Annotated in this window: 15 protein-coding genes; 10 read left to right on the top strand and 5 right to left on the bottom strand. The window is 39.8% G+C overall.

Going from position 1 to position 14672, the window contains the following annotated elements:
* The first annotated feature begins 30 nt into the window (after positions 1-30).
* The 4 genes from R2Q78_RS03035 to R2Q78_RS03050 all read left to right on the top strand — a co-directional run bounded on the left by R2Q78_RS03035 (position 31) and on the right by R2Q78_RS03050 (position 6015).
* Entirely contained in the window at positions 31-1773 is a 1743-nt protein-coding gene (locus R2Q78_RS03035; protein ID WP_316788752.1) for a sensor histidine kinase, read from the top strand.
* Positions 1770-2528 carry a LytTR family DNA-binding domain-containing protein gene (locus tag R2Q78_RS03040; RefSeq protein WP_316788753.1) on the top strand — a complete coding sequence of 253 codons (759 nt, stop codon included), beginning with the start codon at positions 1770-1772 and terminating at the stop codon, positions 2526-2528. The genes R2Q78_RS03035 and R2Q78_RS03040 overlap by 4 nt, the downstream gene beginning before the upstream one ends.
* A gap of 11 nt (positions 2529-2539) precedes the next feature.
* Positions 2540-4063 carry a hypothetical protein gene (locus R2Q78_RS03045; protein ID WP_316788755.1) on the top strand — a complete coding sequence of 508 codons (1524 nt, stop codon included), beginning with the start codon at positions 2540-2542 and terminating at the stop codon, positions 4061-4063.
* A gap of 224 nt (positions 4064-4287) precedes the next feature.
* On the top strand, positions 4288-6015 hold the full coding sequence (locus R2Q78_RS03050) for a DUF4091 domain-containing protein (RefSeq protein WP_316788757.1): 1728 nt from the start codon (positions 4288-4290) through the stop codon (positions 6013-6015).
* A gap of 66 nt (positions 6016-6081) precedes the next feature.
* On the opposite strand, the gene R2Q78_RS03055 is transcribed toward R2Q78_RS03050, so the two are convergent.
* Positions 6082-6930 carry a nucleotidyl transferase AbiEii/AbiGii toxin family protein gene (locus tag R2Q78_RS03055; protein WP_316788759.1) on the bottom strand — a complete coding sequence of 283 codons (849 nt, stop codon included), beginning with the start codon at positions 6928-6930 and terminating at the stop codon, positions 6082-6084.
* Positions 6927-7568 carry a hypothetical protein gene (locus R2Q78_RS03060; protein ID WP_316788761.1) on the bottom strand — a complete coding sequence of 214 codons (642 nt, stop codon included), beginning with the start codon at positions 7566-7568 and terminating at the stop codon, positions 6927-6929. The genes R2Q78_RS03055 and R2Q78_RS03060 overlap by 4 nt, the downstream gene beginning before the upstream one ends.
* Positions 7569-7696: 128 nt before the next feature.
* Here R2Q78_RS03060 and R2Q78_RS03065 point away from each other — a divergent pair, with 128 nt between their 5' ends.
* The 4 genes from R2Q78_RS03065 to R2Q78_RS03080 all read left to right on the top strand — a co-directional run bounded on the left by R2Q78_RS03065 (position 7697) and on the right by R2Q78_RS03080 (position 10789).
* Complete coding sequence (locus R2Q78_RS03065) at positions 7697-8650, top strand: CvpA family protein (protein ID WP_316788763.1); 954 nt, start codon at positions 7697-7699, stop codon at positions 8648-8650.
* Positions 8651-8745: 95 nt separating this feature from the next.
* Positions 8746-9294, top strand: coding sequence for a dihydrofolate reductase family protein (locus R2Q78_RS03070; protein ID WP_316788765.1), 549 nt, complete (start codon positions 8746-8748; stop codon positions 9292-9294).
* A 514-nt stretch (positions 9295-9808) separates the two neighbouring features.
* A complete protein-coding gene (gene arr, locus R2Q78_RS21880; protein WP_410478477.1) occupies positions 9809-10222 on the top strand; it encodes an NAD(+)--rifampin ADP-ribosyltransferase in 414 nt (137 codons plus the stop codon).
* A gap of 108 nt (positions 10223-10330) precedes the next feature.
* On the top strand, positions 10331-10789 hold the full coding sequence (locus tag R2Q78_RS03080; RefSeq protein WP_316788768.1) for an SRPBCC family protein: 459 nt from the start codon (positions 10331-10333) through the stop codon (positions 10787-10789).
* Between the two features lie 13 nt (positions 10790-10802).
* Here the strand turns inward: R2Q78_RS03080 and R2Q78_RS03085 are convergent, their stop codons facing one another.
* Entirely contained in the window at positions 10803-11669 is an 867-nt protein-coding gene (locus R2Q78_RS03085) for an Rpn family recombination-promoting nuclease/putative transposase (RefSeq protein ID WP_316788770.1), read from the bottom strand.
* Between the two features lie 370 nt (positions 11670-12039).
* Between R2Q78_RS03085 and R2Q78_RS03090 the strand changes: the two genes are divergently transcribed.
* A complete protein-coding gene (locus R2Q78_RS03090) occupies positions 12040-12399 on the top strand; it encodes a nuclear transport factor 2 family protein (RefSeq protein ID WP_316788772.1) in 360 nt (119 codons plus the stop codon).
* A gap of 43 nt (positions 12400-12442) precedes the next feature.
* Here the strand turns inward: R2Q78_RS03090 and R2Q78_RS03095 are convergent, their stop codons facing one another.
* Both R2Q78_RS03095 and R2Q78_RS03100 read right to left on the bottom strand, forming a co-directional pair.
* Entirely contained in the window at positions 12443-12913 is a 471-nt protein-coding gene (locus tag R2Q78_RS03095) for a YdeI/OmpD-associated family protein (RefSeq protein ID WP_316788774.1), read from the bottom strand.
* Positions 12914-12952: 39 nt separating this feature from the next.
* Entirely contained in the window at positions 12953-13366 is a 414-nt protein-coding gene (locus R2Q78_RS03100; protein WP_316788775.1) for a hypothetical protein, read from the bottom strand.
* A 194-nt stretch (positions 13367-13560) separates the two neighbouring features.
* Here R2Q78_RS03100 and R2Q78_RS03105 point away from each other — a divergent pair, with 194 nt between their 5' ends.
* On the top strand, positions 13561-14652 hold the full coding sequence (locus R2Q78_RS03105) for a DUF695 domain-containing protein (RefSeq protein ID WP_316788776.1): 1092 nt from the start codon (positions 13561-13563) through the stop codon (positions 14650-14652).
* Positions 14653-14672 lie beyond the last annotated feature (20 nt).

The following is a 14672-nucleotide window of genomic DNA, read 5'->3' on the forward strand; positions in this document are numbered from 1 at the left end:
ACTTTGATGTAAATAATTTCAGACAAACAGATGCGCAGCACGATTCTATTTATACTTTTCTATTTTTCGCAGATCTTTTGCTACGCACAAAAGCTGGAGATGAACCTGAACAGCATCAATCCTATTATTCAGCACGATCAGCATGGTGATTCAATCCGTAAATATTTCTCACACACATTCTATAGCAATCACACTAAATTTTCTTTGCAGAACAACCTCATGATTTCGGCTTTCTTTTCCAATAAACTGGCCGTAAATTACGAACATGTACTGGAAAAAATACCGCAATTAAAAACCTATACTCATAGAAAAACAAAAGCATATGTCCGGGGGCTCGAAACTTATGCCGGAGCTTTTACAATCCCCATATTTGATTCAACAGGAATAATAGTGACCGTAAATGGGATCAACGCTCAAAATGCAAACAAGTACCAGTTTAGGGTACTTGAGAACAACAACAAAGTAGTTTTGCCCTGGACTACGCCTAGATTATTCGTCGATTCTTACATTATGACCAGAATTGCAGACTCTACCAAAACAGATGATGTCACCGCTTACCTCGGGCAGTTTAAAGGAGATTATGGTAAAGCACTAACCTTCGAGGTACGGCAGGTGGACAGACCAGATAGCATTGCCATTTCTTTATCAGCTTACTGGGCGAAATGGCGACCAAGGGTGGTTGGCGTATTTACATTTTCTCAGCTTCCTGAGTTTCTAAGTGTTTTCAAAGAACAATGGAAAGATCAGAGGCTGAATTCAGAGCATGTAGACTGGAGTAAAAACACTACTTTTTTGAAATTAAAAAAGGAGTTTAGCTCGAATGAAAACAACCTGATCTTCTATCTGGATGACATCATTAAGTCTAAAAATATCATTGAGTACAATCTCGTGAAGGGAACGGACAGCACAGGCTGGACTGTAAATGACTTTGATTTCAACCTCGTCTGGCTTAAGAACCTTTCACCTGGCAAGTACGAACTGCTGATCCGATACAGCGTGCAGCGAATGCACGTATGCAAATACACATTTACCATTCATCCTGCCTGGTACCAGACCCTATGGGCAAAAATAGGCCTGTGTGTACTTGGTCTGCTGGCCATCGGGTTCGTCATACTCTTAAGGCGCTCCGGCCAACAAGCTGAGAAGCTGAAAGCCCAGGACACCTTAAAGCAACTCGTCCAGACTGAACTCAAATCCATCCGTTCGCAATTCAATCCCCATTTTGTCTTCAATGCATTGAGCTCCATACAGGGCCTGATCACCAAAAACGATTCTGAAAATGCATCTAAATACCTGATCGAATTCAGCAACCTGATGCGCGAATCATTAAAAGCAACCAATAACGAATTTGTAAGCATTTCCAGTGAAATAAAGATCCTGGAAAACTACCTGAATCTCGAGAAGTTGCGTTTCGGCTTTAATTACAGAATCGAAGCAAGCGAACAGATAGACACCAACGCCATAGAAATCCCAAGTCTCTTTTTACAACCCCTGGTAGAGAATGCAGTAAAACACGGCATATCCTCACTGCAGGAACATGGAATGCTTAGCGTATCATTCAACAAAATAGACAATGATATGTCCGTTCAGGTTAGGGACAATGGCCAGGGCTTCGATCAAAACATTAAGTCCGGTGGATTTGGACTGCAGTTGACCCGGGAAAGAATCAAACTACTGAATCAGACACTCAACGGACAGCATATTGAATTTTCTGTAACCCGCATACAAAATGAAACACAAGTTACCATCTACTTTAAAAACTGGTTAATATGATAAGAGCCGTAATCATCGACGACGAAAAGAACAACATTGAAACCTTGCTGGGCCTGCTGCGTAAACACGAATTGCCTGTAGATATCGTGGGTTCTGCTACCAATGCGGACGATGCCATAACAACCATCGCCACTACCAATCCCGACTTACTGTTTCTGGACATACAAATGCCGGGTAAGAATGGATTTGATGTGCTCAAAGCTTTGCCGCATTATCAGTTTGAGGTGATTTTTGTTACAGCATTCGACCAGTACGGCATCCAGGCTGTAAAATTCTCCGCTATAGACTACCTCCTCAAGCCGGTCAACCCAGAGGAATTAAAAATGTCAATTCTGAAGGTTGAAGCAAAGCTAAACCAACGAAAACAAAACGTCCAGCTAGAAAACCTAATGGACCTCATCAAGAATAAGGATGCAAAAAAAGACCATAAACTGGCGCTGGCCTCAACCAAAGAAATCAGGTTTGTAAATACCGATGAAATCATTCGTTGTGAGTCTTCCAATGCCTACACGCAGTTCTATCTCACAGATGGCAAAAACATCATGGTATCAAAGCCCATCTTTGAATATGAAGAAATGCTGGCCAGTTATGACTTTATCCGCTGTCACCAGTCTCATTTGGTCAATGCTAAGTTCATAAAGAGCTTAGTCAAGGAAGATAGCGGCTACCTGCTGCTGAACGATGATACCCGCATCCCAATTTCCAGGGGCAAAAAAGAAAACGTATTAAAAGCATTAAACACCATAAAAAAATAAAACCAAATTAAATGAAACGAATCTTATATTTTCTGCTGTTATTCAGCGGCACTCAGGTGTATGCACAAAAAAGTGCCCCTCTTCAGATAGAAGACAAAAAAATGGATGCATATCTCAGCAACCGAAAACCGGCAACGTTAACCATTCAGATCAAAAATCTTCCTGACAGCATAAAGAAGGTCAAGATTGATTTATCACTTGTCCAGCTCGGAGTGGGCTTTCAAGCTGACAGATATGCCGAAACAGATGCTTCAGGAGTAGCCAAAATAGTGCTTGATCAGAACTTACCTTATCAGCAAATCTGGTTGAGCGTAGGGCCATATCTGTATGCAGGCATTTACGTCAATTCAGGATTAACCGTAGCACTCGATGCAAAAAAACTGCAAAAGAAACGGGCATATATGATTGCCGATGGAGTTGAATATCTGGGTGATGATGGAAAGCTAAACACGGTGATGAATAAAAATGTGCTTTTTAAAAAGACCGAAAGGGAAAACCTGACTGAAAGCCTCAGGAACTTAAAAACGCTGAAAGGAAAACTTACAGAAAATATTATACTGACCAAAGCCGATTCTATTAAAAACGCGCTATTAAAAATAGATGAAGAATTTATTGCCAGTCATCCCGATTATGGCTGGGCAATTAAGGATGAAACTTTATCAGGTTTTTACGGAAACCTATCTGTCACCTATTGGGGCGATCTGATGCCCGCTGGACTTTTTAAAGAAATCAGCAACCATAAACCTTATTTCACCAGCAATGACGGTTCTCCTTTTTATAGATACCTGCAAAACTATTCTTTGAATGGAAAACTTTCAAAAAGAAAAGGAATAGAAGGCATTCTTACAGTTATAGACAGTTTATACGCCCCACAGAAAGCCGATGTACTTAAGGTATTTCTTTTAGATACTTATAAAGATCAATCGGCTACAGCATATCCGGCAATCATCAATAGCCTAAAGACCGCATGGTGCAAAAAAATCGCAGAAAATGAACTGGCCAAGGCCAACCTCAATCAAAAAAAGGTAGATAGCTTATTCTCCCTGTCAAAAAAACTAGAGAAAGCAGATATTGGCAAACCTTTAGTTACAACTACGTTTGAAGCCAACCTTTACGAAGTTGATGAACAAACAAAAGCCGAGGATTTTCTATTGAACCTGAAATCAAAGTTCCCGAAAAAAGCCTTAATCATAGACATCTGGGCTACCTGGTGCGGCCCTTGTATAAGCGATCTGCCTTCCAGTAAGACATTACATGAGAACAATAAAGACCTCCCAATAGAGTACATATACCTGTGCACTACCGATGGTTCTAATATGGATTTGTGGAAAAAGAAAGTCGCAGAAAAGGAAATCCCTGGCACCCATATTTTCATCAACGAAAAAGTATTAGCGAGTGTGAGAGCTATACTTAATGCAGAGGGCGGGTTCCCAACTTATGTTGCGGTCGACATCAATGGTAAGGCAAACTCCAAAGTCATTACCCGCATGGGAGCTTTGAATAGAGAAAGCCTCAAAAAAGTAGCAGGCCTTTAAATAAAAAACAACACGCTCTCCCATCACACACAATAAAAAACGATACCGGGTGCAGGGCCAAAGGCCAGCACCCGGCATATCGGCTTCCATGGCTAAAAAGCCGTGGCTAAAGAAGTTCACAGAATAGGATATCGTATAGTATGACTAAACAAAAACAAACGTTTGCGTAAGCAAAACTCATCAAAATTGTCTTGACTTCATATCCAAATCAGTAACTTAGGTTTATGAAATACCTATTTTTTGCCCTTTTTATAAGCAGTACATTAAGTTTAAACGCTCAGGATGCCAGCCTCGCCCTGCAAAAGAAAGCTAACTTAAGCAATTCAGTTAATGAATGGAAAGCTGTGCCAAACGGACTCAATTTGAGTTTCGCTTCATCAGATACCCGCTTTGCCAAAGAACTGCCGCCACAGGTCAAATCCATCAATACCTGGCAGGCAAAAGCCTGGAAAGGCGAGAAAATCTATACGCAGATTTTGCTGTGGACAAAAGCCGATGTTGCAAACATCAGCTGGGAAGTTCTGGATTTAAAGGACAACAAAGGAAAGACCATTAAAAGTGAAAACATCACTACCGGCCTGATCAGATATGTCATCACCGATGAATTTAAAAACGGTTGTGGCTACCGCCAGGCAAAGGACTTTGACAGTTCTTATGTAGCCGATCTGATCGATACAAAAGCGACATCTGCGACATTGCAAAAAGAAACCACACAACCCGTATGGATCAGTTTAAAAGTACCGCAGAATACCAGCGCGGGTACCTATACAGGTTCTATAAAGATCAAAGGCGATAAAACTTATACCCTGCCCATCAACATTACGGTGCTGGACAAAGCATTACCGGCTCCTAAAAACTGGGCATATGACCTCGACCTGTGGCAGCATCCTGCATCAATTGCACGTGTACATCAGGTAGAACTCTGGAGCGATGCGCATTTTACGCTGATGAAAAAGTATTACCAGATGCTTGCTGATGCCGGACAAAAAACCATAACAGCAAGTATCGTAAACGAACCATGGGGCCATCAAACTTTTGATGACTATCCTTCCCTGATTAAATGGACTAAGAAAAAGGACGGCAGCTGGACTTACGATTACAGCTTGTTCGACAAATACATCAGCTTTGTAATGTCCTGTGGCATTACTGAGCGCATCAATTGCTACAGTATGGTTCCCTGGAAAATAGCTTTTACTTATTACGACGAAAGCACTCAGAAAGAAGCTGTTTTTACCGATGCGATTGGCACGCCTGCATACAACGTTTTTTGGAAAACCATGCTGACTGATTTCACAAGACACCTGAAACAAAAAAACTGGTTTGGCAAAACCTATATCGCCATGGACGAAAGGCCTATGAAAGCCATGCAGTCAGTTATCAAATTATTGAAAGAAGTTGACCCTTCCTGGAAACTAGCTTTAGCAGGAGAATATCATCCTGAAATTGAACAGGATATCGACAACTATTGCATTGCTTCTAAATGGGAATTCCCTGCCGATGTCTTGCAAAAGCGCATGCAGCAAGGTAAGATCAGTACCTGGTACACCTGCTGTACAGAGCCCTATCCAAATGCTTTCAGTTTCTCATCACCGGCAGAACCGGTTTGGATGGGCTGGTATACAGCAGGCAAGAAAATGGACGGATATCTGCGTTGGGCTTACAACAGCTGGACTAAATCACCACTAACCGACACAAGGTTTACCGCATGGCCAGCCGGCGACACCTACCTCGTTTATCCTGGCGCATTAAGTTCGGTAAGGTTTGAAAAACTAATTGAAGGTGCACAGGACTTTGAGAAGATCAAATACCTGCAATCAGCATATGAAAAAAATAAGCAGACCAAACAATTGGCTGAACTGAATCAGGCTTTAACGAAATTTGAGATCAAATCACTGGCTACAACTACTGCTGATGATGTTTTGAAAAGCGTAAAGCATTTGCTGAACCAATAAATTGCGGAAAGTTATTCATAATAAAAGCCACTGTGAAGAATATACAGTGGCTTTATTCTTCAGCTGTTATATTTTCAAATGAGTAACCAGATCATTAAAATAATCTACTGACCAGATATCCAATACAGAACGGTCTGCTATAAATCTGCTAATATCTGCTTTAATACGGTTGAAATTTACAGTTTCAATCTTGACACGAAGTAACTCTCTAAACTCTTTTTCGGTCATGTCATCTTCAGTCCAATCGCCACTATCCCGTGCTCTTAATATGAAATGTTTCAAATTTAACTGCACCCCTTTCTTAATATACCATTCCATATCATACCAATCCCTCCCTTTTACATTATTGCCCCATTTCCTAAACAGTAAAGCATGCATTTTACCAGCATATAGATCAGATAATGAAAAACATTTAACATAAAAAGAAAACGGTTTTAAAAGTAGCTTTTCTTCTGTTTCGAACCCAAGAGGCGGCAGCTTGTCTACCTCAAGTTTGATCTTAATATTCGCTCTCTGATCAACTCCGCTTTGAGGAATAATTCCTTCTAATACCAGTTCCTTCCAGATCGTCTCAGACTTTAAGAAAGCAGAATCAATATTATTTTCTTTAGTCTTTTTCTTCTCTGTAACCGAAACAGTCATACCCTGAGATGCGAACTCTGTGGTAACTGCCTCCAGATATCTATCCAGAGAAAAATCCATATCCTTATTTAATAAAGAAAAGTCTAAATCTTCTGAAAAACGATCCAGTCCATAAAATATACGTAAAGCTGTTCCTCCATAAAATGCAGCTTTTTCAAAAAAACCTGCCCGTTGTAAACCAGCGAGTGCAATTTCCTGCATAATTTCACGCAAGGCCTGCCCTGCCTCATCTTTATTAGCGGGATGATAAGATTCCAACCATTCTTTTATCATAAAGTCTTTATCATTTTAAGTATATGAGTTAAGCTATCTTTTTTCGGCGCATCATCCATCCATGTACTCATTTGTTCAACATCCAATTCTTTTAACCTGTCTGCATCAATCCTTAGGTCTTCCAACAGATAGCTTTCAGCGGCTTTTGCACTTCTCAATACAACTCCAGAGGTTGTTACAATTTTATCTAACAAAGCTTTTTCTGGTGATGCGATCATTGCCCATTGCTCATCACCCAGCTGAATCTGCTGAATGCCAAATGTGTAATATGGAAGTCCCAAACGCTCGTAAGAAAACAACCCAATAGAAGTTGGAAAACTGCGTGAAGCTTTAATAGTAACAGATGTTATTTCAAAAACCCTTTCTGGTATCAAGCCATGAAAAGATAAGGCTGCATCCAAAGAAACATAACTTGGTCCTAACAAATGATTAGCCACCAAAAAAGGTTCCGGCCGGATCTGCTCGCTTAATTGCGTTCCGACTACGTAAATACCCCTCTTTAAAGGTGACAAAATTCCTTCTTTAAGTAAGTCGTGGATTTTATCATTAGGTCTTTTGTAATCCTTTAGCAATGCAATTAACAACTGATGAGTGATCGGTTGTTTGCCGTAACTACGAATTGACTGCATTAAATCCATACACAAATGTAAAAAAATAAATAGATAAACGGAAAAAAACCGATTATCTATTTAAATAAATACATTAATCTTAACCTTTTAAAAACAAGTTATAGTTGCGTTTCGCCTTTTTTATTAAATTAGATTTCATGAACTGGGTAGACATCATTTTAATTCTGATCCTATTATTATCAATGCTCAGCAGTATGCGGCGTGGTTTCATTCTCGCCACCTTAGAATTGCTTTGCTGGATAGGTAGTCTTACACTCAGTTTTTTACTATACAGTCATCTCAGTAGTTTCGTTGAAAAATATCTTCTATCTGCCAGTTCATGGACATCCCCCCTGTCATTTATCGTCATTCTAATCGGCAGCAGGATCTTACTCGAGGTATTATCCAGGAAAATTTTATCTAATGTATCCCAGGAAGACCACGAAAGCACCGCCAACAAACTCTATGGAATCCTTCCAGGGCTGGTAAATGGGTTCATATGGGTAGCACTATTGTCGACAATATTGCTGCTGATGCCTATCACCAACAGCACAGAATCAGCCAGAAACAGTAAACTAAGTGAATGGTCAATCCGCAAAGTAAATTGGATGCGGGATAGACTTGTACCTGTTTTCGGTGAGCTATCCTATCAAATGGCGTCAAAATCAGAAGCTGTAATTGGAAAGTCAGATGCTGTCAAACTTCCATACAAAGTCGAAAACCCAAGAATAAGGCCTGATCTGGAGGCAGAAATGCTGGTATTGGTAAATGAGGAGCGGAAAAAACATAGGCTCAAACCTTTAAAAGCTGATCCGGAAATCGCCGTCGCAGCTAGAAAACACTCGGCAGACATGTTCGCAAGGGGTTACTTCTCACATGTCACACCCGAGGGAGTCGATCCATTTCAACGAATTCAAGCTGAAAAAATCATTTTCCTAACTGCCGGAGAGAATCTCGCACTGGCACAAACATTAGCAATCGCACATCGGGGTTTGATGAATTCACCAGGTCACCGGAGAAATATCCTGAGGTCTGGTTTCGGCCGGTTGGGCATTGGCATTCTCGATGGAGGAGTCTATGGATTGATGATCACCCAGAACTTTAGAAACTGATTAAAAACACCCTCATATTGTCGCGATTACACCTCACTTTTGTGCCACCTCTTCTTTAAATTTGGGTTAAGGAAATTGATTTACAACGAAGTACAATGAGAAAAGTAATTGCAGCAATCAATATGACACTTGACGGGTCTTGCGATCACACAGCAGGAATTCCGGATGAAGAAGTACATCAGCATTACACAGATCTGCTAAATAGCGCAGACACCATTCTATATGGAAGGATAACCTATCACCTCATGGAATTTTGGCGAACCATTTTAGAAAATCCTTCTGATAAAAAATCAATGAATGATTTTGCAGTTGCTATAGACAAAATTCCAAAAATTGTCTTTTCGCACACGCTCAAAGATGTAGATTGGGACAGTGCAAGATTGTCAAATCAAGCTATTGAAGAAGAAGTTTCAGCACTCAAACAACAATCGGGTAAAGACATTTTAGTGGGCAGCCGGAGTTTGATTATACAGCTGATGAATCTTAATTTACTTGATGAATTGCAGCTTTGTATTTACCCTGTTATAGCGGGAACAAGCTTGCCCCTATTTGAAAATATAAAGGACAGAACCCTTCTTAAACTCCTAAAAACTAAAATATTTGATGGTGGTGCAGTAATATTTTACTATGAGCCACTTAAATAAATATTATGAGCAAACTAAGCGTATTTAACTTTATAAGCCTGGATGGCTACTATAAAGACCTCAATAATGTATTATTAAGTTATGAAGCTATTTAAATAGTTCTGATGCAGTAATTCTGTATTTTCAGGGCTGTCAAAGTCATCACCAAAACGAACAATTAACCTTAGCAACAAAAGAATTAAATATGGAATTCAATCCTGGCAATAATGTGGTCAAACTCTGTCTTCAAGGTATGGGCATGGAAGAACAAGGCAAACCTGAAGAAGCAAGTAAACTTTTTCTGCAAGCCTGGAATGAAGCGACAGACGACTTAGAAAAATTTATTGCAGCGCATTATGTAGCCCGTCATCAAAAAGATGTATCTGACAAATTGAAATGGCTGGAAGCAGCTTTGGAGTTTGCACTAAAAATAAATAACGACGCTGTCAAAAGCGCCTTCCCTGCCCTATATTCAAACATTGCTAAATGCCACGAGGAATTGGGCGACGCTGAAAAAGCTAAGGAGAATTATGAATTGGCAACCTCATTTAATGACAATCCGTCTGACAAAGGTCCTTTTTATCACGGGACGAAAGCAAACTTACAGATTGGCGATTTGCTGAACCCTGGAGGCAGTTCTAATTACCAGCCCGAACTCAAAATGAATCACATTTATTTCACAGCCTTGGTTAACGGAGCCGGACTGGCCGCTGCACTGGCAAAAAATGACGGACCTGAACGGGTGTATATCGTAGAACCGACAGGGACTTTTGAAAATGATCCAAATGTTACTGACAAAAAATTCCCCGGCAATCCAACGCGTTCTTATCGCTCACAATTACCATTAAAAATCACCGGCGAGGTAACAGATTGGGAAAGAATGCCCCCTGCAGAACTTCAAAAATGGCGTGAAAAGCTAGCCAATAATAAAGGAGAGATCATCAATTAACCATATATATATATTATTACTATCTCAATTTATCCATAGCTTTGATAGTATCATATGATACTATCATATGTGTTACCATATTTACTAATTTTAAGAAAACTTTAGACTATGAGTACAGCAATCCCCCCTATTAATCCTAACTGCGAAATTGTAACCAGCAGAATAGTAAATGCATCACAGGCACTGGCTTTCAAAGCCTGGGCAGAGCCGGATCACCTGAAAAACTGGTGGGGACCGGCAGGCTTTACCAACACATTTCATGAGTTCGACTTTAGACCAGGCGGCCGGTGGAAATTTACCATGCACGGACCTGAGAAAGGGAATTATCAGAATGAATGCGAGTTTACCGTTATTGAAGAGCCTTCGGTTATCATATGGAAACGCATCTCTCAGCCCTTATTTGACGTTATAGCAACTTTCGAGGAAGTAAGTGAAGGGCAAACTAAAGTCGTATTCAGACAGGTTTTTGCTACTGAAAAGGAATGCAATAAAATAAAGCCCTATGTAGAAGACAAGAACGAAGAGAATATGGATAAACTAGAACAGGAATTGGCTAAAATGAGTTAGACAGATTCGCAGACTAAAGATTCTCAATCTCTTCTAAAGACAACTTTGTGTATCTCATGATTTTCTCAACAGGTTCGTGATCTGCCAGCATTTCCAGGGCCATATCAACGGCCTTTTTTCGCTCACCCTTCTGCTCAGCCTGCGCGACAGCAAAGTCCATTACATTCTTATTGTCCCACTTATGTTTCAAACTCGTATTGTACATGTCTCGCTCCTCCTTTGTTAAATTGGCATATCTTGCCAGATTAAATAATTGATCAAATTCCGGACCATTTAGATACTCCGGGCGCTCCCTAAACTCACTTAGGTGTTTCAGCGCATAAAGCCATTTGTCAAGTTCGGTATGCAGCTCAATTGGCTCTTTAACAAAGTTAAGCATCTCAATGAACATAAAGCTCAATTTTTCACAGAATATTTTACCTGTGTACCTGTTAGCCAGACAAATATCCTGTAGATATTCGCCTTTTGGGCTATCCGGAAGATTAAAATCTTCCAGAAAAGCAACGAGGTATACTTCGGTCAATTGATAGCCCCACTCCCTTCTGTTTCCTTTTGGTGCCTGCTCACTAATGGCCCGCGACGTATAGAACAGAGCCCTATCTTTAAAATTCTGCTGATAACCGCGTTGAATTTCGATAATGAATTTGGTGCCATCAGCATCTGTACAAATCACATCGAACACCGCACCACCCTCAGTCGTAATTTCTCCCGGATATTCGTTCTTACCATAATTAATTGCCGTGATGTATTTAAGACCTCTGAATAAATGGTTTAAAAGCCCAATCAAAATGGGTTTACTGTCTTCGGTAGCGAATAGTCTTTTGAATGAAAAATCGACAAAAGCATCAATAAAAGTGGTAGGTTTGGATTGCTTAATCATAAATGAATTAGAGTTTTCCAAATATAAAATGCGGGATGTCGATTAATCGGTTATTCTACGTTTAAGTTCTTTTTTTGGGGGAAATCACAACGAGAAAAACACCAAATAATATTGTAGGCAACCACCATAAAAACGAATACATACCTATTTTAACCACAATAGAGTCTAACGGAGGGCCTAAATAAGAAAACATTGAAATCCCTACAAGGAACATAGCTATTCCTAGCAGAATTAAAATTATACCAATGGTTTTAAATACTATCATGATTTAAGTGCAAAATAATTAATTTACAATAATACTTTATGTTCATAAATTAATAAATTAACATCCTTTATCTGAACAAAATTATACATCAACTGTTTAACTATCATGGCAACTACAAAAGAACTTATAGAACAAATTAACCTCCTCTTTACTGAAAACAGAATGGAGGATTTTATGGACTACCTTTCAGAAGATCTCGTTTGGGACATGTATTCCGCTAAAGGTCATATCAGATACAACGGAGCAGCAGAACTCAGCAACATGGATGTGAGCGATATGCCTGAACATAGCAACTTCCAGTTTAGCACTATTGTGATTGAAGGAGATATGGCCTCTGTACAAGGTACCGCCACAAAGAAGGAATCCAATGGCAAGGAGTATCAAAGTAACTTCTGCGACATTTATCACTTTAAAGATGACAAGGTTGTTAAAATGAGCTCCTATGTGATTGATAATCCTCATTAAGGATTCAGTTTCTGAAAGAAACATACACGAACGTATCGCAACCTTAAAACAACAATCCCGCGGCAATGCGGTCGACCGCCTGTGCCATACGCTCAACCTGCTGCTCCGTGCTTTGCCCTTGTTCAATCCAGACTATGTACTTGTCACGTTCCTCAGCTTTCCAGCTTTTGAAATGCTTCAAAGCTGCAGGATCATCCTCCAGGCAAAGTAGGAATTCCGCCCTTACATCCAATTCTTCAGTCTGTGAGAATAGTTGCAATCTGATTTGATGACCGGCCTCCTTACCTATCACTTTCCTGATTTCAGCTTTTACAGGTAAGAAACGCTTTCCATTACCTAAAGACATCAGACCAATCTCAGGCACTTCATGCTCATCAAACAAGGCACGAACCTTATCCCAGCCCAAAGGTTTGCCCGACGGGGTCTTAAGTTGCGGTAATACCACATAAGTCCAGCCTCCTTTTCCGGGAAACCTCTCCAGCATCAGTACTTCGTCTAAGAGTACAGTATTCATAACACCACTAAATAACGCATTTTTTTAAAGTCGATGGAATTAAAAAATCACATTCAGCACTTTCTGTTTATAGTTCAGATGAGAATTAATCTGTTTCGGATCGGTTACAACAATTTGCGCCTTCTCATTGAAAATTGATAATTTTCCGCTGACACTAATTTTTTTATGCAGGTACAATTTCAAAATATCATCACTAAAATTTTTATAATCTTTTTTAGCAATAAACACAGAAATAAGCTGACCTGGATACTTACCTCCTACATTCAGTAAGGTATGGTTTTCAAATGCTCTACCGTCATACACAGAATCGACTATCACAACTTCCTTTCCTACAGCTTTGGGAATATCTTTCAAATCCCAATGACCAATTATTTGATCAACAGCAACACCTTCCTGAGCGCTAACCGAAAAGGAAGCAATGACAAAGGAGCAGACTAACAACAATGTTTTCATATGAATTAAAGATAGGGAAAATTTTAAAATATGCGTAAATACTATCGGAAGGCAAAGTCAGTATAAATTGGTTTTTTATAATGCACAATCATATATTAGCAAAAACAAACCAATTAACGCTACGTGAGCTCCTACAATAAACTATCAATATGTTTATCAATTATTTAGGGAGCATAAATAACTATTATCAGATCATGAATTTTTTAAAAAATATATTCAATAAACCAGATGCTCCTATTCAATCCAATGAAGACTTCTGGAACTGGTTTGTCAAAAACGAAAAGAGTTTCTTTAAGACCGTAAAAGCACATGTAGACATCGAAAAAGGATTCTTTGATAAAATATCGCCTAAACTCGCTCAACTTAAGGAAGGCTTTTTCTTTCTTACAGGGATGCTGAACGACAATACTGCCGAACTAGTGCTTACTGCCGACGGAACCATTAAGAACTTTGTTTTCGTGGAGCAATTGGTAAACGACGCGCCTAAACTCGATGGCTGGAAGTTCACAGCACTCAAACCGCCTATAGAAATCGACAAGTTTGCGATCAACATGTATGATTATCAATTTAAGACTGAAAACATACATTTTTATGCGAATGACAATCCCTATCAACCCGACGAAATTGACATCACCGTCGTTCATGACGATCTCAATGAAAACAATGAAAAGGAAATTTCAACTGGCATTTTTATCTTCCTCGACAACTACCTGGGTGAGTTGAATTTTGCCACCATGATCGATAATATCGTCATCAGAGGAAAAGACAAAGCTGAAAAGGAACTTGTTCCTATAGCAAAACTGAAGGCTTTTTTAACCTGGAGGGAGAAAGAATTCATCGAGAAATACGACGGTATCCGGCACAATACCGATAATGATGAATACGGCAGCTTTGAAGCAGAATCAAAAGATGGACAACCTTTTCTTGCTATGCTCAATATGGGATTACTTAATTGGGATGCCAAAGCCTCACATCCCTGGATGATGGCCATTGAAATTAAATATGATGGACGCCAGAATTCTGGACTACCAGATCAGCAAACCTTTGAGCTGCTCAATGAAATGGAGGATGAACTCATGCTTCGCCTCAGCCCTGAGGATGGTTACCTGAATGTAGGCAGAGAAACAGGCGATGGTCTTCGGACGATCTACTTTGCCTGCAAAGAATTCAGAAAGCCAGCTAAAGCGGTATATGATATTGAGCAAGCATATGCAGGCAGACTCAATATCAGTTATGAGATCTATAAGGACAAATACTGGAGGTCACTTGCCAGGTATGAGCAATAAGATTTCATCTTCTTATTATA

Origin of the sequence: Pedobacter frigoris (genome assembly GCF_032678645.1) — a bacterium.
Lineage (GTDB): Bacteria > Bacteroidota > Bacteroidia > Sphingobacteriales > Sphingobacteriaceae > Pedobacter > Pedobacter frigoris_A.